Here is a 16781-nt window from a genome sequence, read left to right on the forward strand (position 1 = left end):
ATACCCATGCCCTACGTCGATCTGGTCGCCCTGCTCGCTCTGCTGCAATTGGTCTGGTTCGGCATCCTGGTGGGGCAGGCGCGCGGGCGCTACGGGGTCAAAGCCCCGGCAGTCAGCGGTCACGAACTGTTCGAGCGCGCCTACCGGGTGCAGATGAACACCATCGAGCTGCTGGTGGCGTTCCTGCCGTCGCTGTACATCGCCGCGCGCTACTGGCCGGCGACGTGGGTGGCGGGCGTCGGCGCGATCTACCTGCTGGGCCGGCTGGTCTACTGGCGCCGTTACACCGTGGCACCGGCCCGTCGCGGCCCAGGGTTCGCGCTGTCGATGCTGCCGATCCTGGCGCTGCTGCTGGCCGGGCTGGTGGGCGCCGTGCGCGACCTGCTGGCCTGAGCCGCCCGATGCACCTCTCCGCTGCGGCCGTCCGTCGCGTGGTGGTGGCGCTGGGCGTGGGCGGCTGGCTGGTTGGCGGCAGCCTTGGAATCTGGGCGCTGTGCGCACCGGCCAACGCCGGCAACCTGTGCGGACTGGGCGGCGCGCTGGGCAGCGGGCCGCTGGTGGCAGGGCTGGTCCTCGCGCGATGGGCATGGCGCATCGGGCGCGATGATGCCGATGCGGCCTGACCCACCGGCCCGGCCGTTGTTCACCCGCTGGGCCGTCGTGCGCGACCATCGCCGCGCGATCCGGCCAGACATCGCGCTGGGCGGGGCGCTGGTCGGCGGCCTGTTCGCCGTGCTTTACCTCTGACCGCCGATCGTTCGATGGACACCGCTATGCCGCTGCGCTACTCGCTGCTGCCCGACACCTATGCCATCGCCCGGCTGGATCCGGCCGCCCCGGTGCCGCCCGGCGTGCTGGATGGGCCCGGCTTTTCCACCATCTCGCGCACCGCGGACGAACTCTCCCTGGTCTGCCCGGAAGCCCGGATGCCGGCGGCCGATCGCGTGGAAGGCGGCTGGCGCGTACTGCGCCTGCACGGGCCGTTCGCGTTCGACGAAGTGGGCATCCTGTCGGCGCTGCTGGCGCCGCTGGCGGCGGCGCGCATCGGCATCTTCGCAATCAGCACCTTCGACACCGACTACCTGCTGGTGAAGGCGGAAGCCCTGGCAACCGCGCAGGCGGTACTGGCGGCTGCGGGGCATGTCGAGGTCGCCTGATCCCCGCCACCCAACGCTTGTCACGGAGCCCGCCATGCCAGATCAATCCCCTGCCCCTGTTGCCTGTATTGCCGCCGACGTGCCGCCGCGCACAGTTGCGTCTGCCTATCCGCCGCCGTTTGCAGCACGCATGCAGGGCCGCGAGAAGCGTGCGCTGGGTGATGTGTTCGGGCTGGCCGATTTCGGCGTGAACCTGACTTGCCTGCTGCCCGGTGCGGTGTCGGCACTGCGTCACGCGCATGCCGTGCAGGACGAGTTCGTTTACATCCTGGGGGGCACGCCGGTGCTGATCACCAACTCAGGTGAAACTCCGCTGGCGCCGGGCATGTGCGCCGGCTTCCGCGCAGGCACCGGCGATGCCCATCAGCTGGTCAACCGCAGCGATGCGCCGGTGGTTTATCTGGAAGTGGGGTCACGCACGGCAGGCGACCGGGTGACGTATCCGGACGATGATCTTGAAGCCGTGCGCGTGGACGGCGCCTGGCGCTTCCTGCACAAGGACGGCACGCCCTGGTGAGGCCTGCACGGCGCGCGCCGCGGGCGTAGAGTGCGGCCATCCATCGGCCGGGGAGGGCCACCATGCAACAGGCGACACGGGGATTGCGGGTGTGGGCGGGGCTGGCGCTGCTGTGGAACCTGCTGGGCTGCGCGGCGTTCATCAGCGACCTGCGGCTGACCGCGGCCGATATCGCGGCGCTGCCGGCCGCACAGCAGGCGCTGTACGCGGCGCGGCCGGCGTGGGCGGTGGCGGCCACCGCGACGGCGGTGTTCGGCGGGGTGGCAGGCTGCGTGGGGCTGCTGCTGGCACGGCGCTGGGCGGTGCCGCTGCTGGCGCTGTCGCTGCTGGGCATCGTGGCGCAGGACATCGGCCTGTTCGTCCTGGCCAACGGCGTTGCGCTGACTACGCCCGTGGTGTGGGCGCTGCAGGGGCTGGTGCTGCTGGTGGGGATCGGTCTGCTGGTTCTGGCACGCCGCGCCGCAGCGCGCGGCGTGCTGCGCTGACCGGCAATGTTCCGCCGCGTCAGTTGATGCGGCGGATGCTGGCCCCCAGAGCGGACAGCTTGGCTTCGATGTGCTCGTAGCCGCGGTCTAAGTGGTAGATGCGATCGATGGTGGTTTCGCCGTCGGCCACCAGCCCGGCCAGGATCAGCGAGGCCGAGGCGCGCAGGTCGGTGGCCATCACCGGTGCGCCGCTGAGTTGGGCCACGCCGCGCACCACCGCGGTGTGCCCGTCCACGTGGATGTCCGCGCCCAGGCGCAGCAGCTCGTTGACGTGCATGAAGCGGTTTTCGAAGATCGTCTCGGTCACCACGCCCACGCCCTCGGCGATGCAGTCCAGCGCCATGAACTGGGCCTGCATGTCGGTGGGAAACGCCGGATGCGGCGCGGTGGTGATATTGACCGCGCGCGGGCGCTTGCCGTGCATGTCCACGGTGATGCGGTCGCCCGTATCGGCGGTGGACTCGACGGTGACCTCCGCGCCAGCCTCGCGCAGTTTGTCCAGCACCGCGTCCATGGTGTCGGCGCGGGCGTGGGTGGCGGTGACGCGGCCGCCGGTCATGGCGGCGGCGACCAGGAAGGTTCCGCATTCGATACGGTCGGCCACCACCGCGTGTGTGCAGCCGTGCAACCGCTCCACGCCCTCCACCACGATGCGCGACGAGCCGTGTCCGCTGATGCGGGCGCCCATCGCGTTCAGGCACTCGGCCAGATCGACGATCTCCGGCTCCATCGCCGCGTTTTCCAGCACCGTGGTGCCCTCCGCCAGCGTGGCGGCCATCAGCACGTTCTCGGTGGCGCCCACGCTGACCAGCTCGAACACGTGGCGCGCGCCCTTCAGGCGGCCGGCACTGCGCGCCTTGATGAAGCCGTGCTCCACCACGATCTCCGCGCCCAGTGCCTGCAGGCCCTTGATGTGCAGGTCCACCGGGCGCGAGCCGATGGCGCAGCCGCCGGGCAATGACACCTCCGCCACGCCTTGCCTCGCCAGCAGCGGCCCCAGCACCAACACCGAGGCGCGCATGGTCTTGACCAGCTCGTAGGGCGCGATGTGGCTGTTCACGCTGCGCGGATCGACCGTCATCACATCACCTTCGTGGACGACACCCGCGCCCAGCCCAGCCAGCAGCTTGGCGGTGGTCAGCACGTCGTGCAGGCGCGGCACGTTGGTGACCCGCACCGGCGTATCCGCCAGCAGGGTGGCGCACAGGATTGGCAGCACCGCGTTCTTGGCGCCGGAGATGCGGACCTCGCCCATCAGGCAGGCGCCGCCACCCACCACGATCTTCTGCATCAGGCGGCCGCCTCCTCGGGCGTCAGGGTCTTGAGCTGGAGGGCGTGGATCTCCCCGCCCATGCGGTCGCCCAACGTGGCGTAGACCAGCCGGTGGCGCGCCAGCGGCAGCTTGCCGGCAAAGGCAGCGCACACCACGGTGGCCTCGAAATGGACGCCGTCGTCGCCCCGCACCTCGGCGCGGGCGCCGGGCAGGCCGGATTCGATCAGCTGGCGGATAGTGTCGGCGTTCATGGCGTGGCAGGGGGGCTGTCGTAAACTGAAAGGCCAAGTCTAGCGGAATCCCGCCGAGCCCCCGCCCATGCCCGCCCTGCCAGACAGCTTCGATTTCGCCGCCAGCGGCCGGCGGGTGTTCGCCGTGGAGGCCAACGCGCTGGCAACGGTTGCCGCGCGCATCGACGGCGCGTTCAGCGATGCCTGCCGCGCCATGCTGGCCTGCCGCGGCCGGGTGGTTTGCACCGGCATGGGCAAGTCCGGCCACGTGGCGCGCAAGATCGCAGCCACCCTGGCCTCCACCGGCACTCCGGCGTTCTACATGCATCCGGGCGAAGCCGCGCACGGCGATCTGGGCATGGTGACCGACGCCGACGTGGTGCTGGCGCTGTCGTACTCGGGCGAGAGCGATGAAATCCTGCTGCTGCTGCCGGCACTGAAGCGGCAAGGAAACCCGGTGATCGCGATGACCGGCCGCGCCACCTCCACCCTGGCCAGCGAAGCCGACATCCATCTCGACGTGGCGGTCCCGCAGGAAGCCTGCCCCTTGCGGCTGGCGCCCACCGCCAGCACTACCGCAGCGCTGGCCATGGGCGATGCGCTGGCGGTGGCCCTGCTGGAAGCGCGTGGGTTCACCGCTGATGACTTCGCCCGTTCGCACCCGGCCGGCGCGCTGGGCCGGCGCCTGCTGCTGCATATCACCGACGTGATGCACGTCGGCGACGACGTGCCGAAAGTGACGCCCGAGGCCAGCATCAGCGAGGCGCTGATGGAAATGAGCCGCAAGCGGCTGGGCATGACCGCCATCGTGGACGGCGACAACCGTCTGCTGGGCCTGTACACCGATGGTGATCTGCGCCGCAGCCTGGATGATGCGCGGGTGGACGTGCGCTCCACCCGCATCGACGCAGTGATGACCCGCGCGCCCAAGACCATTGGCGCCGATGCACTGGCGGTGGAAGCCGCACAGCTGATGGAAGCCCATCAGATCAACGCCTTGCTGGTGACCGACAGAGACGGCCGGCTGGTTGGCGCGCTGAACATCCACGACCTGCTGCGTGCGCGGGTGGTCTGATGGCAATGCCCGACTTCCCCGCCGACCTACTCGAACGCGCCGCACGCATCCGCCTGATCGGCTTCGACGTGGACGGCACCCTGACCGACGGCGGGCTGGCCTTCGACAGCGACGGGCGCGAGAGCAAGCGCTTCCACGTGCAGGACGGCCTGGGTCTGGTCTTGCTGGGCAAGGCTGGCATCGAGGTGGCGCTGGTCAGCGCGCGCCGCAGCGCGGTCACCCTGGCCCGCGGCCGCGAGCTGAAGGTGCCCCGCCTGCACATCGGCGAGCGCAGCAAGCTGGAGTGCATGCGCGGCATCGCCGCGGAGATGGGCATCGGCATGGACGAAGCGGCTTTCATGGGCGACGACCTGCCTGATCTGGCCGTCATGCGCGCCGTGGGCCTGGCCATCGCCCCGGCCAATGCCCACCCGTGGGTGCGACCGGCCGCGCACTGGATCACCCCGCTGCGCGGTGGCGAGGGCGCCGCGCGCGACGCCTGCGACCTGCTGCTGCATGCGCAGGGCCGGGTGGACGCGCTGCTGGCACACGGCGAACACCCATGAACTGGCGGCTCGCCCTGACCCTGCTCCTGCTGCTGGGCGCGATCGCCAGCGGCTGGTCGGTTTGGCGGATGGCACACCCGGCCGACGAGCAGGTGCTGACCACCCGCCCGGACTACGTGCTGCGCGATTTCGAGATCACCGCGCTGGACAGGCAGGGCCGGGAGTCCTTCACCCTGCGCGGCCCCATGCTGCAGCGCGACCCGGCCGACCGCGCGATGCGCCTGGACACACCCCGCTTCCTGGTACCGGATCGGCTGGGGCGCTACTGGGATGTGCGCGCGCAGCGCGGCTTCGTCCCCGCCGATGGCAGCCAGCTGGAACTGCGCGGCGAGGTGGTGGCGGACAGCCCGCCGGACGCGCCCCCACCCACCCGCATCACCACCGACTGGCTGGCCCTGGACCTGGAGCGCAACCGCGCCAACTCCACGGCTGCCGTCACCGTGACCCGTCCCGGACTTACAATGCGGGGCATCGGCCTGGAAGCGGATTTCAACCGCCAGCAGGTTTCGCTCCTTTCGCAGGTACGCACCCACTATGTCCCGCACGACTGAACTCGCCGCCGGCGCCCTGGCACTGGCCCTGCTGGCCGCCACCGGTGGCGCGGGCGCACGCAGCTCCGACCGCAACCAGCCGATGGACATCGAGGCCGCGCGCAGCGACTGCGGGCTGGGCGAGAACGCCACCTGCACGTTCACCGGCAACGCCACCATCACCCAGGGCACGCTGCGCATCGTCGCCGAGAAGGCGGTGGTGGTGCAGGTCGCGGGCAAGCCCAGCCGCGCGCAGTTCAGCGGCGGCGTGACCCTGCAGCAGGAAATGGACGACGGCGACAGGATCGACGCGCGTTCGGCGAACGTCGACTACGACATGCGCAACGAGGTGATCGTGTTCACCGGCAACGTCACCATCACCCAGAACCGCGGCAGTCTGGTCGGTGAACGGGTGGTCTATAACCTCAAGACCGGCCAGCTGGAAAGCGGCGGCAACGGCGGCGGCCGCGTCAAGATGCGGATCCTGCCGAAGCAGGGCGGCGCCCAGGGGTCACCCTGATGCTTCTGGCGGAGGGGCTGCGCAAGCGCTACCGGTCGCGCGAGGTCGTGCGCGACTTCGGGCTGACGCTCAACCCCGGCGAAGTGGTGGGCCTGCTGGGCCCCAACGGCGCCGGCAAGACCACCTGCTTCTACATGATCGTCGGCCTGGTGGCCGCCGACGCCGGCCGCATCGTGCTGGACGGCACGGATATCACCGACCAGCCGATGTACGCCCGCGCAAAGCTCGGGCTGGGCTACCTGCCGCAGGAGGCATCGGTGTTCCGCAAGCTCAGCGTGGCCGACAACCTCCGGCTGGTGCTGGAGCTGCGCCCCGATCTGGACGAGGACGGCCGCGAGGCGGAGCTCAACGCGCTGCTGGACGAGCTGCAGATCGGCCATGTCGCCGAACAGCTGGGTGCCAGCCTGTCCGGCGGCGAGCGGCGCCGGGTGGAAATCGCCCGCGCACTGGCCGGCAAACCGCGCATGATCCTGCTGGACGAACCCTTCGCCGGCGTCGACCCGATCTCGGTGAACGAGATCCAGCGCATCATCCGTCATCTGAAAGAGCGCGGCATTGGGGTGCTGATCACCGACCACAACGTGCGCGAGACGCTGGGCATCTGCGACCGCGCCTACATCCTTGCCGATGGCGGTGTATTGGCGCAGGGCGCGCCGGCCGACCTGCTGGAAAACCCCGACGTGCGCCGGGTCTACCTGGGCGACAGCTTCCGTCTGTAAGCATCCCGCGCCGCCGCGGGGATACCGGTTCTTAACGCCGCCCGGCGCTATGCTGGGGGCGATGAAGCAGCGCCTCGCTAACGATGCCCGGCAACATCCGGCCACGGAGGCTGAGCAACGCCTGCCGCACCAGCCATCGCATCCCGCCACGACCGCGCAGCGGCAACCTGTGCCAAAGAGCGCACCGGCCACTGCCCTGGATGCCGGCATCACCCCAAACCGGCTCCCTGAACGCGGCCGATGCGTCGATGACCGGCCTTGTCCGCGCGCGTGCCAGCCCTTGTCGGATGCCCGGCGGACGGATACGTTGGAGACCGAAGAACTGCTGTCGGATCGGCGTGCGTCCACGATGCACTCCAGGGCACTGCTCGTTCCGGCACGGCACCCGTGCGTACGCATCGGCAACGCCGGTGCGCCCCACCGCCGCAGGCACCCCGCCCGCGGCCTCAGCAGAAGGAGGTCAAGCATGCAGATCGAAACCTACGGCCAGCAAATGGATGTCACGCCCGCCCTGCGCAGCTACGTGGAAACCCGCTTCAAGCGGCTGGGACGGCATTTCGAGGGCGACTGCGAAATCCGCGTGCAGCTGGGACTGGAGAAGCCTGCGCACAAGGCCGAGGCCAACGTCACCCTGGCGGGCCGCAAACTGCACGCCGACGCCACCGGCCAGGACATGTACGCCGCGATCGATCTGCTGGTGGACAAGCTGGACCGGCAGCTGATCAAGTACAAGGAAAAGCAGGTGGACCACCACCGCGGCGAAAGCCTGGTCAAGAGCGGGACGCTGGACTGATCATGCCCGCCCACCGTCTTCCTCCCATGTGCGCCTGGCCATGAGCGCCGCCCGCATCACCGCCGCCGAACTGTTCGCCAACCAGCAGGAGCGGTTGGGTCTGCGCTGGTTGGCGGGCCAGGCATCCGGCGAACAGCGCGTACTGGAAGCGGTGGACACGGTGGCCCGCCGGCCCTCGCTGGCGGGCTACCTCAATGCCATTTATCCCAACAAGGTGCAGATCCTCGGCTCCGAAGAGCTGGAATGGCTGGACGGGCTGGACGCCCGCCAGCGCTGGGAGACCATCCACAAGATCATCGCTTTCCGCCCGCTGGCGCTGGTCATCAGCAAGAACCAGGCGTGCCCGGAAGACCTGCGCATCGCCGCCGAGGAGTCCGACACCCCGCTGTGGGTGTCCCCGCGCCGCGGCCACGAGCTGCTCAACCACCTCCAGTACATGCTGGCGCGCCGGCTGGCACCGCGCATCACCCTGCACGGCGTTTTCATGGAGATCTATTCGATCGGCGTGCTGATCACCGGCGAGTCGGGTTCTGGCAAGAGCGAGCTGGCGCTGGAACTGGTCACGCGCGGCCACCGGCTGGTGGCCGACGACGCCCCTGAATTCACCCAGATCGCCCCCGACGTGCTGGACGGCACCTGCCCGGAGCTGCTGCAGGACATGCTGGAGCTGCGCGGCCTGGGCGTGCTCAACATCCGCCAGATGTTCGGCGACACCGCGGTCAAGCGCAACAAGTACCTGCGCCTGATCGTGCATCTCAGCAAGCCCTCGCTGGAGCCCAGCCCCAGCGGCATGGAGCGCTTGACCGGTGACATCGGCAGCCGGCGCGTGCTGGACCTGGACGTGCCCATGATCACCCTGCCGGTGATGGCCGGCCGGAACCTGGCGGTGCTCACCGAGGCCGCCACCCGCATGCACATCCTGCGCAGCAAGGGCATCGACCCGGCGGCCGCGTTCATGGCCCGCCACAGCCACTTCCTGGAGCGCGCTGCGCAATGAACGCCCGCGAGACACCCACCATGCTGGTGGTCAGCGGCATGTCCGGCTCGGGCAAGTCCGGCGCACTGCACACGCTGGAGGATCTCGGCTACTACTGCGTGGACAACCTGCCGGCGGAACTGCTGCCGGCGTTCGTGCGCCTGCTGCAGGCCAGTGAATCGGCACCGTCCAAGATCGCCGTGGTCATCGACGCGCGCAGCCTGGGCGATCTGGCGGAAGTGCCGGCGGTGCTCTCGCAGGTGGGCGCGCTCGGTATCAACCCCCGCCTGCTGTATCTGGAGGCGCGCGACGAGGTGATCCTGCGCCGCTATGCCGACACCCGCCGCCGCCATCCGCTCAGCCACCTGGGGCTGGTGCTGGCGGATGCGATCTCGCTGGACCGGCAGGCACTGAAGCCGCTGCGCCAGATCGCCGACATCCGCATCGACACCAGCGACCTCAACGTCCACCAGATGCGGCGCCGCGTGCTGGCGGAGTTCGGCCTGTCCGGCACCGGGCTGTCGCTGCTGTTCCAGTCGTTCGCCTACCGCCACGGCGTGCCGCCCGACGCGGATTTCGTGTTCGACGCCCGGGTGCTGCCCAACCCGCACTGGGACGCGCGCCTGCGCCCGCTCTCCGGCCGGGACCCCGAGGTGCGCGACCACCTGGATGCCCAGCCCGAGGTGGCGGCCTACGTCGACCAGGTGCAGGCCTTCCTGGACAGCTGGCTGCCCAAACTGCGCTCGGACACGCGCAACTATGTCACCGTGGCCTTCGGCTGCAGCGGCGGACGCCACCGCTCGGTCTACCTGGCGGAGCGCATGGCCCGGCACTGCCGCGCCACCGGCTGGGCGGAAGTGACGGTGCACCATCGCGAGATCGACTGACCCCGCGCCGGCGCTTCCGCGGGATCGCCCGCGTCTGCTAAGTTTGCAGGCTATGTCCGTCGGCATTCTCCTCATCACCCACGAAGGCATCGGCAGCGCCCTGCTGGCGGTGGCCACGCGCCTGCTGCGCAAGCTGCCGCTGGCCTGCGAAGCGTTCGAAGTACCGTTCGACGCCGATCCCGCTGCCCTGCTGCCGCAGGCCAGCGCGGCGATGCGGCGCGTGGACGGCGGCCACGGCGTGCTGCTGCTGACCGACCTGTACGGCGCCACCCCGGCCAACATCGCCGCGCGCCTGGCACGCCTGGGCACGCCGGCGCGACGGGTGTCGGCACTGAGCCTGCCGATGCTGCTGCGGGTGATGAACTACGCGGAACTGCCGCTGGACGACCTGCCGGCGGTCGCCGCTGCCGGCGCGCGCAACGGGGCGATCGTCGATGACGCCTGAACCCACCGCCCACCGCCGGCCGCCCCGGGGAGACGCCACATGATCCGGCGCGAACTGCGCGTGACCAATCGCCTGGGCCTGCATGCCCGCGCCACCGCCAAGCTGGTGCAGCTCCTGTCGGGCTATCCCTGCCAGGCCACGCTGGAGGCGCGCGGCCGCGAGGTCAACGCCAAGAGCATCATGGGCGTCATGCTGTTGGCCGCCGGGCCGGGCGCCGAGGTGGTGCTGCGGGTGGACGGCGAGGACGAGCAGGCCGCCGCCGATGCGGTAACGGCACTGTTCGAACGTCGCTTCGACGAGGACAGCTGATGCGCCAAGTCCTGTCCGGCACCGCCGCCGCCCGTGGCAGCGCGCTTGGACGGGCCCGCGTGCGCCTGCCGCACGCACTGGACATCGAAGAGGCCCGGATCACGCCGGCGGAGGTGGATGCCGAGCTGACCCGCTTCCATGACGCCGTGGCCGCGGTACGTGCCGAGATGCGCGACCTGCGCGAGCGCCTGCACGGGGCGCTGGCCCACGAGATCGGCGAATTCCTCGATCTCCATGCGCTGCTGCTGGACGACCCCGAATTGCTGTCCGGCATCGATGCGCTGATCCGCACCGGCCTGTATACCGCCGACTATGCCCTGCGCCTGCAGCGCAACCGCATTGCCGCGGTGTTCGAAGGCATGGACGATGCCTACCTGCGCAGCCGCATCGACGACATCGACCAGGTGATCGGGCGCCTGCACGCCGCGCTGCACCGCCGCCGCGCCGATCTGCAGGGTGCCTCCGGCGAAATCCTCGTCACCGACAGCGTCGCCCCTGCCGAACTGGCGCAACTGCAGGCGCAAGGCGTAGTGGGCGTGGTCACCGCCGGCGGCAGCCCGCTCTCGCACAGCGCGATCCTGGCCCGCAGCCTGCACCTGCCGCTGGTGGTGGGCGCGGCGCAGGCGCTGCAGAAGATCAACGACGGCGACGTGCTGGTGATCGATGGCGCCAGCGGCCTGGTGGTGCTGGAGCCCAACGCCGCCGACCTGCGCGAGCACCACCGCCGCGTTGCCGAGACCAAGCGCGAACGGCGCCAGCTCAACCGCCTGCGGCGCGAACCCACCCGCACCTTGGACGGCGTGGACATCAAGTTGTGGGCCAACGCGGAGTCGCGCGGTGACGTCACCGAGGCGCATGCGCTGGGCGCCGCCGGCGTCGGCCTGTACCGCACCGAATTCCTGTTCCTGGGCACCAGCACGCTGCCCGACGAGGAGGCGCAGTTCCGCGCCTACCGCGACGCTGTGCTGGCGATGACCGGCCGCACCGTCACCATCCGCACGCTGGATCTGGGCGCGGACAAGGCCGACAAGACCGGGCTGGCGCTGCGCGACGAACCCAACCCCGCGCTGGGCCTGCGCGGCGTGCGCCTGTCGCTGGCGCGACACGACCTGCTGCACACCCAGCTGCGCGCCATCGCCCGCGCCTCCGGCTATGGCCCGGTGCGGGTGCTGGTGCCCATGATCACCTGCGGCGAGGAAGTCCGCGCGGTCCGGCAGGCGCTGGACGTGGTGCTGCGCGAGCTGCGCGCCGAGGGCAAGGAAACCTCGCCGCAGCTGGCACTGGGGGCGATGATCGAGGTGCCGGCCGCAGCGCTGGCGCTGCCGTCGTTCATCGATCAGTGCGATTTCCTGTCCATCGGCACCAACGACCTGGTGCAGTACCTGCTGGCCGCGGACCGCACCAACGAAGCATTGGATGGCCTGTACTCGCCGCTGCACCCGGCGGTATTGCGCGTGCTGCGCGACGTGGTCCGCATCGGCCAGCGCCGCGGCAAGCCGGTCACCGTCTGCGGCGAGATCGCCGCCGATCCGGCGTTCGTGCCGCTGCTGCTGGCGCTGGGCCTGACCGAACTGAGCCTGCACCCGGCCACGTTGCTGGACGTGCGCCGCGCGATCCGCAGCTGCGACCTGGGCCAGCTGCGCGCTGCCGCGCCGGCCCTGCTGCGTGCACGCCACCAGGATGGCATCGCCCGCTGGCTGGCAGACCGGGCGCCAAGCACCGTCTGAACGTTCGGGGTGGGCAACGCCTGCCACGCGGGCGATAATGGCGCCACATGAACGCCTGACCCGGGCCTGCGTATCGCAACGCGCTGCGTGCCCACCCTCCAGCCGGAAGCCCGCATGGCCGAAGCGATTCGCCACGACAAGACCGCACGCCAGCTGCGCCTGCTCAGCGACGCGCTGGACAGCGGCAGGCTGGGGCCGGTGAAGCGGTTGATCAACACGCTGTCGCCGGCGGAGATCGGCAACCTGCTGGAATCGCTGCCGCCGGCCAAGCGCAAGGTGGTGTGGGGCCTGGTCGATCCCGAGGACGACGGCGAAGTCCTGGTCCATGTGGGCGAGGAAGTCCGCGAGTCGCTAATCGCGGACATGGACGACGACGAACTCGTCGCCGCTGCCTCCGACCTCGACATCGACGACCTTGCCGACCTGGTGGAAGACCTGCCGGATACGGTCATCGATGAAGTCCTGAAGTCGATGGACCGCGAGAACCGCGAGCGCCTGGAGCAGGTGCTGTCCTACGAGGAGGACAGCGCGGGCCGCCTGATGAACCCCGATGTGGTGACGGTGCGCGCCGACACCACCGTGGACGTGGTGCTGCGCTACCTGCGCCTGCGCGGCGAGCTGCCCGACCATACCGACCACCTGTACGTGGTCAACCGCCGCCACCACCTGATCGGCTGGGTGGCGCTGCAGGACCTGGTGACCCACGACCCCGGCACGCCGATCAACCGGCTGATCGACGACAACCTGACCGCGATCCGGGTCAACGAACCGGCGGAAGACGTGGCCCGCAAGTTCTCCGACCACGACTGGATCTCGGCGCCGGTGGTCGATGACAACAACGTCCTGCTGGGCCGCATCACCATCGACGACGTGGTGGACATCATCCGCGAACAGGCCGAACACCAGGCACTGGGCGCAGCCGGCCTGGACGAGGACGAAGACCTGTTCAGCCCGGTCTGGCGTGCCACCCGCCGACGCATGCTGTGGTTGGGCATCAACCTGGCCACGGCCTTCCTGGCCGCCAGCGTGGTCGGCCAGTTCGAGGACACCATCCACGCCCTGACGGCCCTGGCGGTCCTGATGCCGATCGTGGCCGGGATGGGCGGCAATGCCGGGACCCAGGTGCTGGCACTGATGGTGCGTGGCCTGGCCCTGGGCCAGGTCGGTGCGGCCAACATCCGCCCGCTGCTGTGGAAAGAGGCACGCGTCGCGCTGCTCAACGGGCTGGGGCTGGGCCTGGTCCTGGCCCTGGTGGTTTTGCTGTGGTTCCATGACTTGGGCCTGGCACTGGTCATCGCCGTCGCCCTGACCTGCAACCTGCTGTTTGCCGCGCTGGCCGGCGTGCTGGTACCAGTGACGCTCAAGCGCTTGGGCTATGACCCGGCGCTGGCCAGCAGCATCTTCCTGACCACCGTCACCGACGTGATGGGCTTCTTCACCTTCCTGGGCCTGGCCACGCTGCTGCTGCTGCACTGAGTGCATGGGCTGCCTGGGCAAACTGGTCGAGTGGAACGACGCCCGCGGCTACGGGTTCATCGTCGCCATCGCTGCCCCGGGGCAGCGCTACTTCCTGCACATCCACGAATATCGGCGGATGGGGCGCCGCCCCGAGGTGGGGGAACTCCTGCGTTTCGTACCGGAACGCCAGCCGGACGGCCGCTGGCGCGCGGTGGACGTGGCCCGCGCGGTGTCCGTCGCCCATCGGCAGGTGCGCGCGGCCGCCGGCCACCCGCGTGATCGTGGCGCACCGTTCATCTGGCTACCGCCCTTCCTCCTGGCGTTGCTGGGCGGGCTGATTGCGTGGGCGGCGTGGCGGGACCGGCTCCCGGCGCTGTTGCCAGCGGGTCTGCTGATAGTGAACGTGGTCACCTTCCTCGCCTACTGGATCGACAAGCGCGCCGCGCAGGCGCAGGCGAGGCGCACGCCCGAGGCCACGCTGCATCTGCTGGAACTGCTGGGCGGCTGGCCCGCTGCCTGGCTGGCGCAGCGCGTGCTGCGGCACAAATCCCGCAAGCAGCGCTACCAGCTGACCTTCCTTGCCGCGGCCCTGTTCAACTTCGCCGGAATTGCCCTGCTGCTGATGCGCGTCTCCATCGCAGGGTGACGCACCTGCGCGTGGTGGCGCTGCGCCACCTTCACCGCACAGGCGCGACGGACTCAGTGGCCATCGGGCTCCACCACGACGGCCGTGCCGTAGCACAGTACTTCGGTGAGGCCGGCCATCAGTTCGGTGGCGTCATAGCGCACGGCGATGATCGCGTTGGCCCCCAGCGCGCGGGCGTGCCGGACCATGTCGCGGTAGGTCTCGTCGCGGGCCTGCTCGCACAGGTCGGTGTAGATCGTGATGTTGCCGCCGAACAGCGACTGCAGCCCGCCGAAGAAGTTGCCGACGATCGAGCGCGAGCGCACGGTAATCCCGCGCACCAGCCCCAGGCTGCGCACGATGCGGTAGCCCGGCAGTGCCTGCGCGGTGGTCACCATGGCGTCGCCCAGCGCGGGGGGCGCGGAACGGACAGGCCCAGTGTTGTAGGGATCGGTCATCGCGCCCTCCGGGCACCGTGGGGAGGAAGATTCAGGCCAACAGCGCTTCCAATGCCGCCATGCGCACCGCCACGCCGTTGGCGACCTGCGCCAGCACGCGCGACTGCGGGCCGTCGGCAACGTCGTCGGCGATCTCCACGCCGCGGTTCATCGGGCCGGGGTGCATGACAATGGCGTCCGGCGCGGCGCGGCGCAGGCGGGCGGCAGTGAGGCCGTATTCGCGGTGATAGTCGTCCAGCGAAGCAACCAGGCCTTCGGCCATGCGCTCGCGCTGCAGGCGCAACATCATCGCGGCGTCCACGCCGTCCAGCGCAGCATCGAAATCGTGGGTGACCACGCAGCCGGCCAGGGTGCCGTCATCCGGCAGCAGTGCCGCGGGGCCGCACACCCGGATCTCGCCGCAGCCCAGCGCGCGCAGGGCGTGCAGGTCGCTGCGGGCCACCCGCGAGTGCTTCACGTCGCCGACGATCACCACCTTGAGCTTCGAGAAATCATCGCCCTTGGCCTGGCGCAGGGTCAGCATGTCCAGCAGGCCCTGGGTGGGATGGTGGCTGCGACCGTCGCCGGCATTCAGCACCGCCACGCCGGGGTTCGCCGCCTCGGCCAGTGCGGCCACTGCGCCGTCGCCCTTGTGCCGCACCACGAAACCGCGCACGCCCATCGCCTGGATGGTGCGGAAGGTGTCGAGGTCGGTCTCGCCTTTGGTGGCGGACGAGGTGGAGGCATCGAAGTTGAGGATGTGCGCGCCCAACCGCTGCGCCGCCAGCTGGAAGCTCAGGCGGGTGCGGGTGGACGGCTCGAAGAACAGCGTGCACACGGCCACGCCCGCCAGCGCGTCGGGCGCCTGTGCGCCCTCGGCGAAGGCCTGGGCGCGACGCAACAGCGCGTCAATCCGCGCCGCAGACAGGCGCGACAGGTCCAGCAGATGGGGAAGACGGCCGTCGGCGTCGGGGTGCAGGTGCATGGGGGTCAGGGTGTCTTGGAAGGGAAAAGATCAGGCCAGGGACTGGGCGTCGCGCGGCGAGGACAGCCAGCGCTCCACGATGACGGCCGCGGCCACCGCGTCCAGCACCTCGGCGTCACGGCGCTTGCGGCGGCCGTCGGCGCGGGCGGCGGCGAAGCGGCGCGCGGCCTCTTGGGAACTGTTGCGCTCGTCGATCATCACCACCGGCAGCCGGGCGCGCTGGCGCAGCGCCGCGGCGAAGGCACGGGCGGCCTTGCGGATCGGCTGGTCGCCGCCGTCCAGCGTCATCGGATCGCCGACCACCAGGCCGTCAGGTCGCCATTCGCGCAGCAACCGGTCCACGTGTGCCCAGTCCGGTCCGGCGGCATGCACATCGACCACCGCGACCGCGCTGGCGTTGCCGGTGAGCGCGTTGCCCACCGCCACGCCGATGCGCCGCATGCCGACGTCGAAGCCCAGCACGGTACCGTCGGCGCGGATGGCCGGGGTGGCGGCGTCAGGGCCCGCGCTCATGCGTGCCCGCTGTGGCTGGCGTGGTTGAGCAGGTCGATGCCGATGCTGCCGGCTGCCGCCTGCCAGCGCTGCGCCATCGGCAGCTGGAACAGGATGTCGTCCCGGCTTGGAACCAGCAGCCAACTGTCGTCCACCAGCTCCTGCTCCAACTGGCCCTCGCCCCAGCCCGCGCAGCCCAGCGCCACCAGCGCGCGGCGCGGGCCCTCGCCGCGCGCCATCGCTTCCAGCACGTCGCGGGAGGTGGTCAGGTACAGGCCGTCGGCCACGGCCAGGCTGGAATCGTAGGCGCGGTCGCCGTCGTGCAGCACGAAACCGCGCTCGGGGTGGACCGGGCCACCGGACAGCACCGCCTGCGCCTGCAGGCCGGCATCGTCGCTGGCGATGCCCATCTGGCGGAATACATCGCCGAGGGTGTACTCGGACGGGCGATTGACCATCACCCCCATCGCCCCTTCACTGTCGTGCTGGCAGATCAGGGTGACGCTGCGCTCGAAATACGGGTCGCGCAGCGACGGCAGCGCGACCAGCAGGTGGTTGCCGAAGCGTTGGCCATGCTCGTTCATGCCACGCATTCT

At 70.3% G+C, this 16781-nt stretch carries 25 protein-coding genes; 19 read left to right on the top strand and 6 right to left on the bottom strand.

Features of this window, described 5'->3' with window-relative positions; all coding sequences use genetic code 11:
* The first annotated feature begins 6 nt into the window (after positions 1–6).
* The 6 genes from ACK4SG_RS06135 to ACK4SG_RS06160 all read left to right on the top strand — a co-directional run bounded on the left by ACK4SG_RS06135 (position 7) and on the right by ACK4SG_RS06160 (position 2159).
* Entirely contained in the window at positions 7–393 is a 387-nt protein-coding gene (locus tag ACK4SG_RS06135) for an MAPEG family protein (RefSeq protein WP_409600787.1), read from the top strand.
* A gap of 8 nt (positions 394–401) precedes the next feature.
* A complete protein-coding gene (locus tag ACK4SG_RS06140; RefSeq protein ID WP_409600789.1) occupies positions 402–623 on the top strand; it encodes a hypothetical protein in 222 nt (73 codons plus the stop codon).
* Complete coding sequence (locus ACK4SG_RS06145) at positions 613–747, top strand: hypothetical protein (RefSeq protein WP_409600791.1); 135 nt, start codon at positions 613–615, stop codon at positions 745–747. The genes ACK4SG_RS06140 and ACK4SG_RS06145 overlap by 11 nt, the downstream gene beginning before the upstream one ends.
* Positions 748–761: 14 nt before the next feature.
* Positions 762–1157, top strand: coding sequence for an ACT domain-containing protein (locus ACK4SG_RS06150; protein ID WP_409600793.1), 396 nt, complete (start codon positions 762–764; stop codon positions 1155–1157).
* 34 nt (positions 1158–1191) lie between these two features.
* Entirely contained in the window at positions 1192–1674 is a 483-nt protein-coding gene (locus tag ACK4SG_RS06155; protein ID WP_409600795.1) for a cupin domain-containing protein, read from the top strand.
* A 62-nt stretch (positions 1675–1736) separates the two neighbouring features.
* A complete protein-coding gene (locus ACK4SG_RS06160) occupies positions 1737–2159 on the top strand; it encodes a hypothetical protein (protein ID WP_409600797.1) in 423 nt (140 codons plus the stop codon).
* Positions 2160–2178: 19 nt separating this feature from the next.
* Here ACK4SG_RS06160 and murA read toward each other — a convergent pair whose 3' ends face one another.
* Positions 2179–3450: a UDP-N-acetylglucosamine 1-carboxyvinyltransferase gene (gene murA / locus ACK4SG_RS06165; protein WP_409600799.1), complete on the bottom strand. Its 1272-nt coding sequence runs from the start codon at positions 3448–3450 to the stop codon at positions 2179–2181.
* The gene (locus ACK4SG_RS06170; protein ID WP_409600801.1) at positions 3450–3683 is read right to left on the bottom strand and encodes a BolA family protein; all 234 of its coding nucleotides are present in this window, start codon (positions 3681–3683) and stop codon (positions 3450–3452) included. The genes murA and ACK4SG_RS06170 overlap by 1 nt, the downstream gene beginning before the upstream one ends.
* A 67-nt stretch (positions 3684–3750) precedes the next feature.
* On the opposite strand from ACK4SG_RS06170, the gene ACK4SG_RS06175 reads away from it, so the two are divergent.
* From ACK4SG_RS06175 to ACK4SG_RS06235, 13 genes are all read left to right on the top strand, one after another.
* Positions 3751–4737, top strand: coding sequence for a KpsF/GutQ family sugar-phosphate isomerase (locus tag ACK4SG_RS06175; protein ID WP_409600803.1), 987 nt, complete (start codon positions 3751–3753; stop codon positions 4735–4737).
* Positions 4737–5282 carry a KdsC family phosphatase gene (locus tag ACK4SG_RS06180; protein ID WP_409600805.1) on the top strand — a complete coding sequence of 182 codons (546 nt, stop codon included), beginning with the start codon at positions 4737–4739 and terminating at the stop codon, positions 5280–5282. Before ACK4SG_RS06175 ends, ACK4SG_RS06180 begins: the two co-directional genes overlap by 1 nt.
* On the top strand, positions 5279–5833 hold the full coding sequence (lptC, locus tag ACK4SG_RS06185) for an LPS export ABC transporter periplasmic protein LptC (protein WP_409600807.1): 555 nt from the start codon (positions 5279–5281) through the stop codon (positions 5831–5833). The genes ACK4SG_RS06180 and lptC overlap by 4 nt, the downstream gene beginning before the upstream one ends.
* Complete coding sequence (gene lptA / locus ACK4SG_RS06190) at positions 5817–6332, top strand: lipopolysaccharide transport periplasmic protein LptA (RefSeq protein ID WP_409600809.1); 516 nt, start codon at positions 5817–5819, stop codon at positions 6330–6332. Before lptC ends, lptA begins: the two co-directional genes overlap by 17 nt.
* The gene (lptB, locus tag ACK4SG_RS06195) at positions 6332–7051 is read left to right on the top strand and encodes an LPS export ABC transporter ATP-binding protein (RefSeq protein ID WP_409600811.1); all 720 of its coding nucleotides are present in this window, start codon (positions 6332–6334) and stop codon (positions 7049–7051) included. The genes lptA and lptB overlap by 1 nt, the downstream gene beginning before the upstream one ends.
* A 466-nt stretch (positions 7052–7517) precedes the next feature.
* Positions 7518–7844 (top strand): ribosome hibernation-promoting factor, HPF/YfiA family, encoded by a 327-nt coding sequence (gene hpf / locus ACK4SG_RS06200; protein ID WP_409600813.1) that lies wholly within the window; start codon positions 7518–7520, stop codon positions 7842–7844.
* Positions 7845–7884: 40 nt separating this feature from the next.
* Positions 7885–8841 (top strand): HPr(Ser) kinase/phosphatase, encoded by a 957-nt coding sequence (hprK, locus tag ACK4SG_RS06205; protein ID WP_409600815.1) that lies wholly within the window; start codon positions 7885–7887, stop codon positions 8839–8841.
* Positions 8838–9707 carry an RNase adapter RapZ gene (gene rapZ / locus ACK4SG_RS06210; RefSeq protein WP_409600817.1) on the top strand — a complete coding sequence of 290 codons (870 nt, stop codon included), beginning with the start codon at positions 8838–8840 and terminating at the stop codon, positions 9705–9707. The genes hprK and rapZ overlap by 4 nt, the downstream gene beginning before the upstream one ends.
* A gap of 52 nt (positions 9708–9759) precedes the next feature.
* The gene (locus ACK4SG_RS06215) at positions 9760–10152 is read left to right on the top strand and encodes a PTS sugar transporter subunit IIA (RefSeq protein WP_409600819.1); all 393 of its coding nucleotides are present in this window, start codon (positions 9760–9762) and stop codon (positions 10150–10152) included.
* A 39-nt stretch (positions 10153–10191) separates the two neighbouring features.
* Entirely contained in the window at positions 10192–10461 is a 270-nt protein-coding gene (locus tag ACK4SG_RS06220) for an HPr family phosphocarrier protein (protein WP_409600821.1), read from the top strand.
* Positions 10461–12188 (top strand): phosphoenolpyruvate--protein phosphotransferase, encoded by a 1728-nt coding sequence (ptsP, locus tag ACK4SG_RS06225; RefSeq protein WP_409600823.1) that lies wholly within the window; start codon positions 10461–10463, stop codon positions 12186–12188. The genes ACK4SG_RS06220 and ptsP overlap by 1 nt, the downstream gene beginning before the upstream one ends.
* Positions 12189–12302: 114 nt before the next feature.
* Complete coding sequence (gene mgtE / locus ACK4SG_RS06230; RefSeq protein ID WP_409600825.1) at positions 12303–13664, top strand: magnesium transporter; 1362 nt, start codon at positions 12303–12305, stop codon at positions 13662–13664.
* Positions 13665–13668: 4 nt separating this feature from the next.
* On the top strand, positions 13669–14292 hold the full coding sequence (locus ACK4SG_RS06235) for a DUF1294 domain-containing protein (protein ID WP_409600827.1): 624 nt from the start codon (positions 13669–13671) through the stop codon (positions 14290–14292).
* 53 nt (positions 14293–14345) lie between these two features.
* Here the strand turns inward: ACK4SG_RS06235 and ACK4SG_RS06240 are convergent, their stop codons facing one another.
* From ACK4SG_RS06240 to ACK4SG_RS06255, 4 genes are read right to left on the bottom strand one after another with little or no spacing between them, the layout of a single operon-like run.
* A complete protein-coding gene (locus tag ACK4SG_RS06240; RefSeq protein WP_409600829.1) occupies positions 14346–14729 on the bottom strand; it encodes a YbjQ family protein in 384 nt (127 codons plus the stop codon).
* A gap of 31 nt (positions 14730–14760) precedes the next feature.
* Positions 14761–15687, bottom strand: a complete 927-nt coding sequence (locus tag ACK4SG_RS06245; RefSeq protein ID WP_409601337.1) for an aspartate carbamoyltransferase catalytic subunit — start codon at positions 15685–15687, stop codon at positions 14761–14763.
* A 36-nt stretch (positions 15688–15723) separates the two neighbouring features.
* Positions 15724–16206 carry a Holliday junction resolvase RuvX gene (gene ruvX, locus ACK4SG_RS06250; protein ID WP_409600831.1) on the bottom strand — a complete coding sequence of 161 codons (483 nt, stop codon included), beginning with the start codon at positions 16204–16206 and terminating at the stop codon, positions 15724–15726.
* The gene (locus ACK4SG_RS06255; protein ID WP_409600833.1) at positions 16203–16769 is read right to left on the bottom strand and encodes a YqgE/AlgH family protein; all 567 of its coding nucleotides are present in this window, start codon (positions 16767–16769) and stop codon (positions 16203–16205) included. Before ACK4SG_RS06255 ends, ruvX begins: the two co-directional genes overlap by 4 nt.
* Positions 16770–16781 lie beyond the last annotated feature (12 nt).

Source organism: Thermomonas sp., assembly GCF_046293095.1.
Lineage (GTDB): Bacteria > Pseudomonadota > Gammaproteobacteria > Xanthomonadales > Xanthomonadaceae > Thermomonas.

Coding starts and splice junctions, on each gene's coding strand:
- rapZ (WP_409600817.1), top strand. CDS start 8,838: ATGAACGCCCGCGAGACACCCACCATGCTGGTGGTCAGCGGCATGTCC.
- murA (WP_409600799.1), bottom strand. CDS start 3,450: ATGCAGAAGATCGTGGTGGGTGGCGGCGCCTGCCTGATGGGCGAGGTC.
- ptsP (WP_409600823.1), top strand. CDS start 10,461: ATGCGCCAAGTCCTGTCCGGCACCGCCGCCGCCCGTGGCAGCGCGCTT.
- ACK4SG_RS06140 (WP_409600789.1), top strand. CDS start 402: ATGCACCTCTCCGCTGCGGCCGTCCGTCGCGTGGTGGTGGCGCTGGGC.
- ACK4SG_RS06155 (WP_409600795.1), top strand. CDS start 1,192: ATGCCAGATCAATCCCCTGCCCCTGTTGCCTGTATTGCCGCCGACGTG.
- ACK4SG_RS06150 (WP_409600793.1), top strand. CDS start 762: ATGGACACCGCTATGCCGCTGCGCTACTCGCTGCTGCCCGACACCTAT.
- ACK4SG_RS06175 (WP_409600803.1), top strand. CDS start 3,751: ATGCCCGCCCTGCCAGACAGCTTCGATTTCGCCGCCAGCGGCCGGCGG.
- ACK4SG_RS06170 (WP_409600801.1), bottom strand. CDS start 3,683: ATGAACGCCGACACTATCCGCCAGCTGATCGAATCCGGCCTGCCCGGC.
- ACK4SG_RS06160 (WP_409600797.1), top strand. CDS start 1,737: ATGCAACAGGCGACACGGGGATTGCGGGTGTGGGCGGGGCTGGCGCTG.
- ACK4SG_RS06240 (WP_409600829.1), bottom strand. CDS start 14,729: ATGACCGATCCCTACAACACTGGGCCTGTCCGTTCCGCGCCCCCCGCG.
- ACK4SG_RS06135 (WP_409600787.1), top strand. CDS start 7: ATGCCCTACGTCGATCTGGTCGCCCTGCTCGCTCTGCTGCAATTGGTC.
- ACK4SG_RS06180 (WP_409600805.1), top strand. CDS start 4,737: ATGGCAATGCCCGACTTCCCCGCCGACCTACTCGAACGCGCCGCACGC.
- ruvX (WP_409600831.1), bottom strand. CDS start 16,206: ATGAGCGCGGGCCCTGACGCCGCCACCCCGGCCATCCGCGCCGACGGT.
- hpf (WP_409600813.1), top strand. CDS start 7,518: ATGCAGATCGAAACCTACGGCCAGCAAATGGATGTCACGCCCGCCCTG.
- lptC (WP_409600807.1), top strand. CDS start 5,279: ATGAACTGGCGGCTCGCCCTGACCCTGCTCCTGCTGCTGGGCGCGATC.
- mgtE (WP_409600825.1), top strand. CDS start 12,303: ATGGCCGAAGCGATTCGCCACGACAAGACCGCACGCCAGCTGCGCCTG.
- ACK4SG_RS06145 (WP_409600791.1), top strand. CDS start 613: ATGCGGCCTGACCCACCGGCCCGGCCGTTGTTCACCCGCTGGGCCGTC.
- lptA (WP_409600809.1), top strand. CDS start 5,817: ATGTCCCGCACGACTGAACTCGCCGCCGGCGCCCTGGCACTGGCCCTG.
- ACK4SG_RS06235 (WP_409600827.1), top strand. CDS start 13,669: ATGGGCTGCCTGGGCAAACTGGTCGAGTGGAACGACGCCCGCGGCTAC.
- hprK (WP_409600815.1), top strand. CDS start 7,885: ATGAGCGCCGCCCGCATCACCGCCGCCGAACTGTTCGCCAACCAGCAG.
- ACK4SG_RS06215 (WP_409600819.1), top strand. CDS start 9,760: ATGTCCGTCGGCATTCTCCTCATCACCCACGAAGGCATCGGCAGCGCC.
- lptB (WP_409600811.1), top strand. CDS start 6,332: ATGCTTCTGGCGGAGGGGCTGCGCAAGCGCTACCGGTCGCGCGAGGTC.
- ACK4SG_RS06255 (WP_409600833.1), bottom strand. CDS start 16,769: ATGAACGAGCATGGCCAACGCTTCGGCAACCACCTGCTGGTCGCGCTG.
- ACK4SG_RS06220 (WP_409600821.1), top strand. CDS start 10,192: ATGATCCGGCGCGAACTGCGCGTGACCAATCGCCTGGGCCTGCATGCC.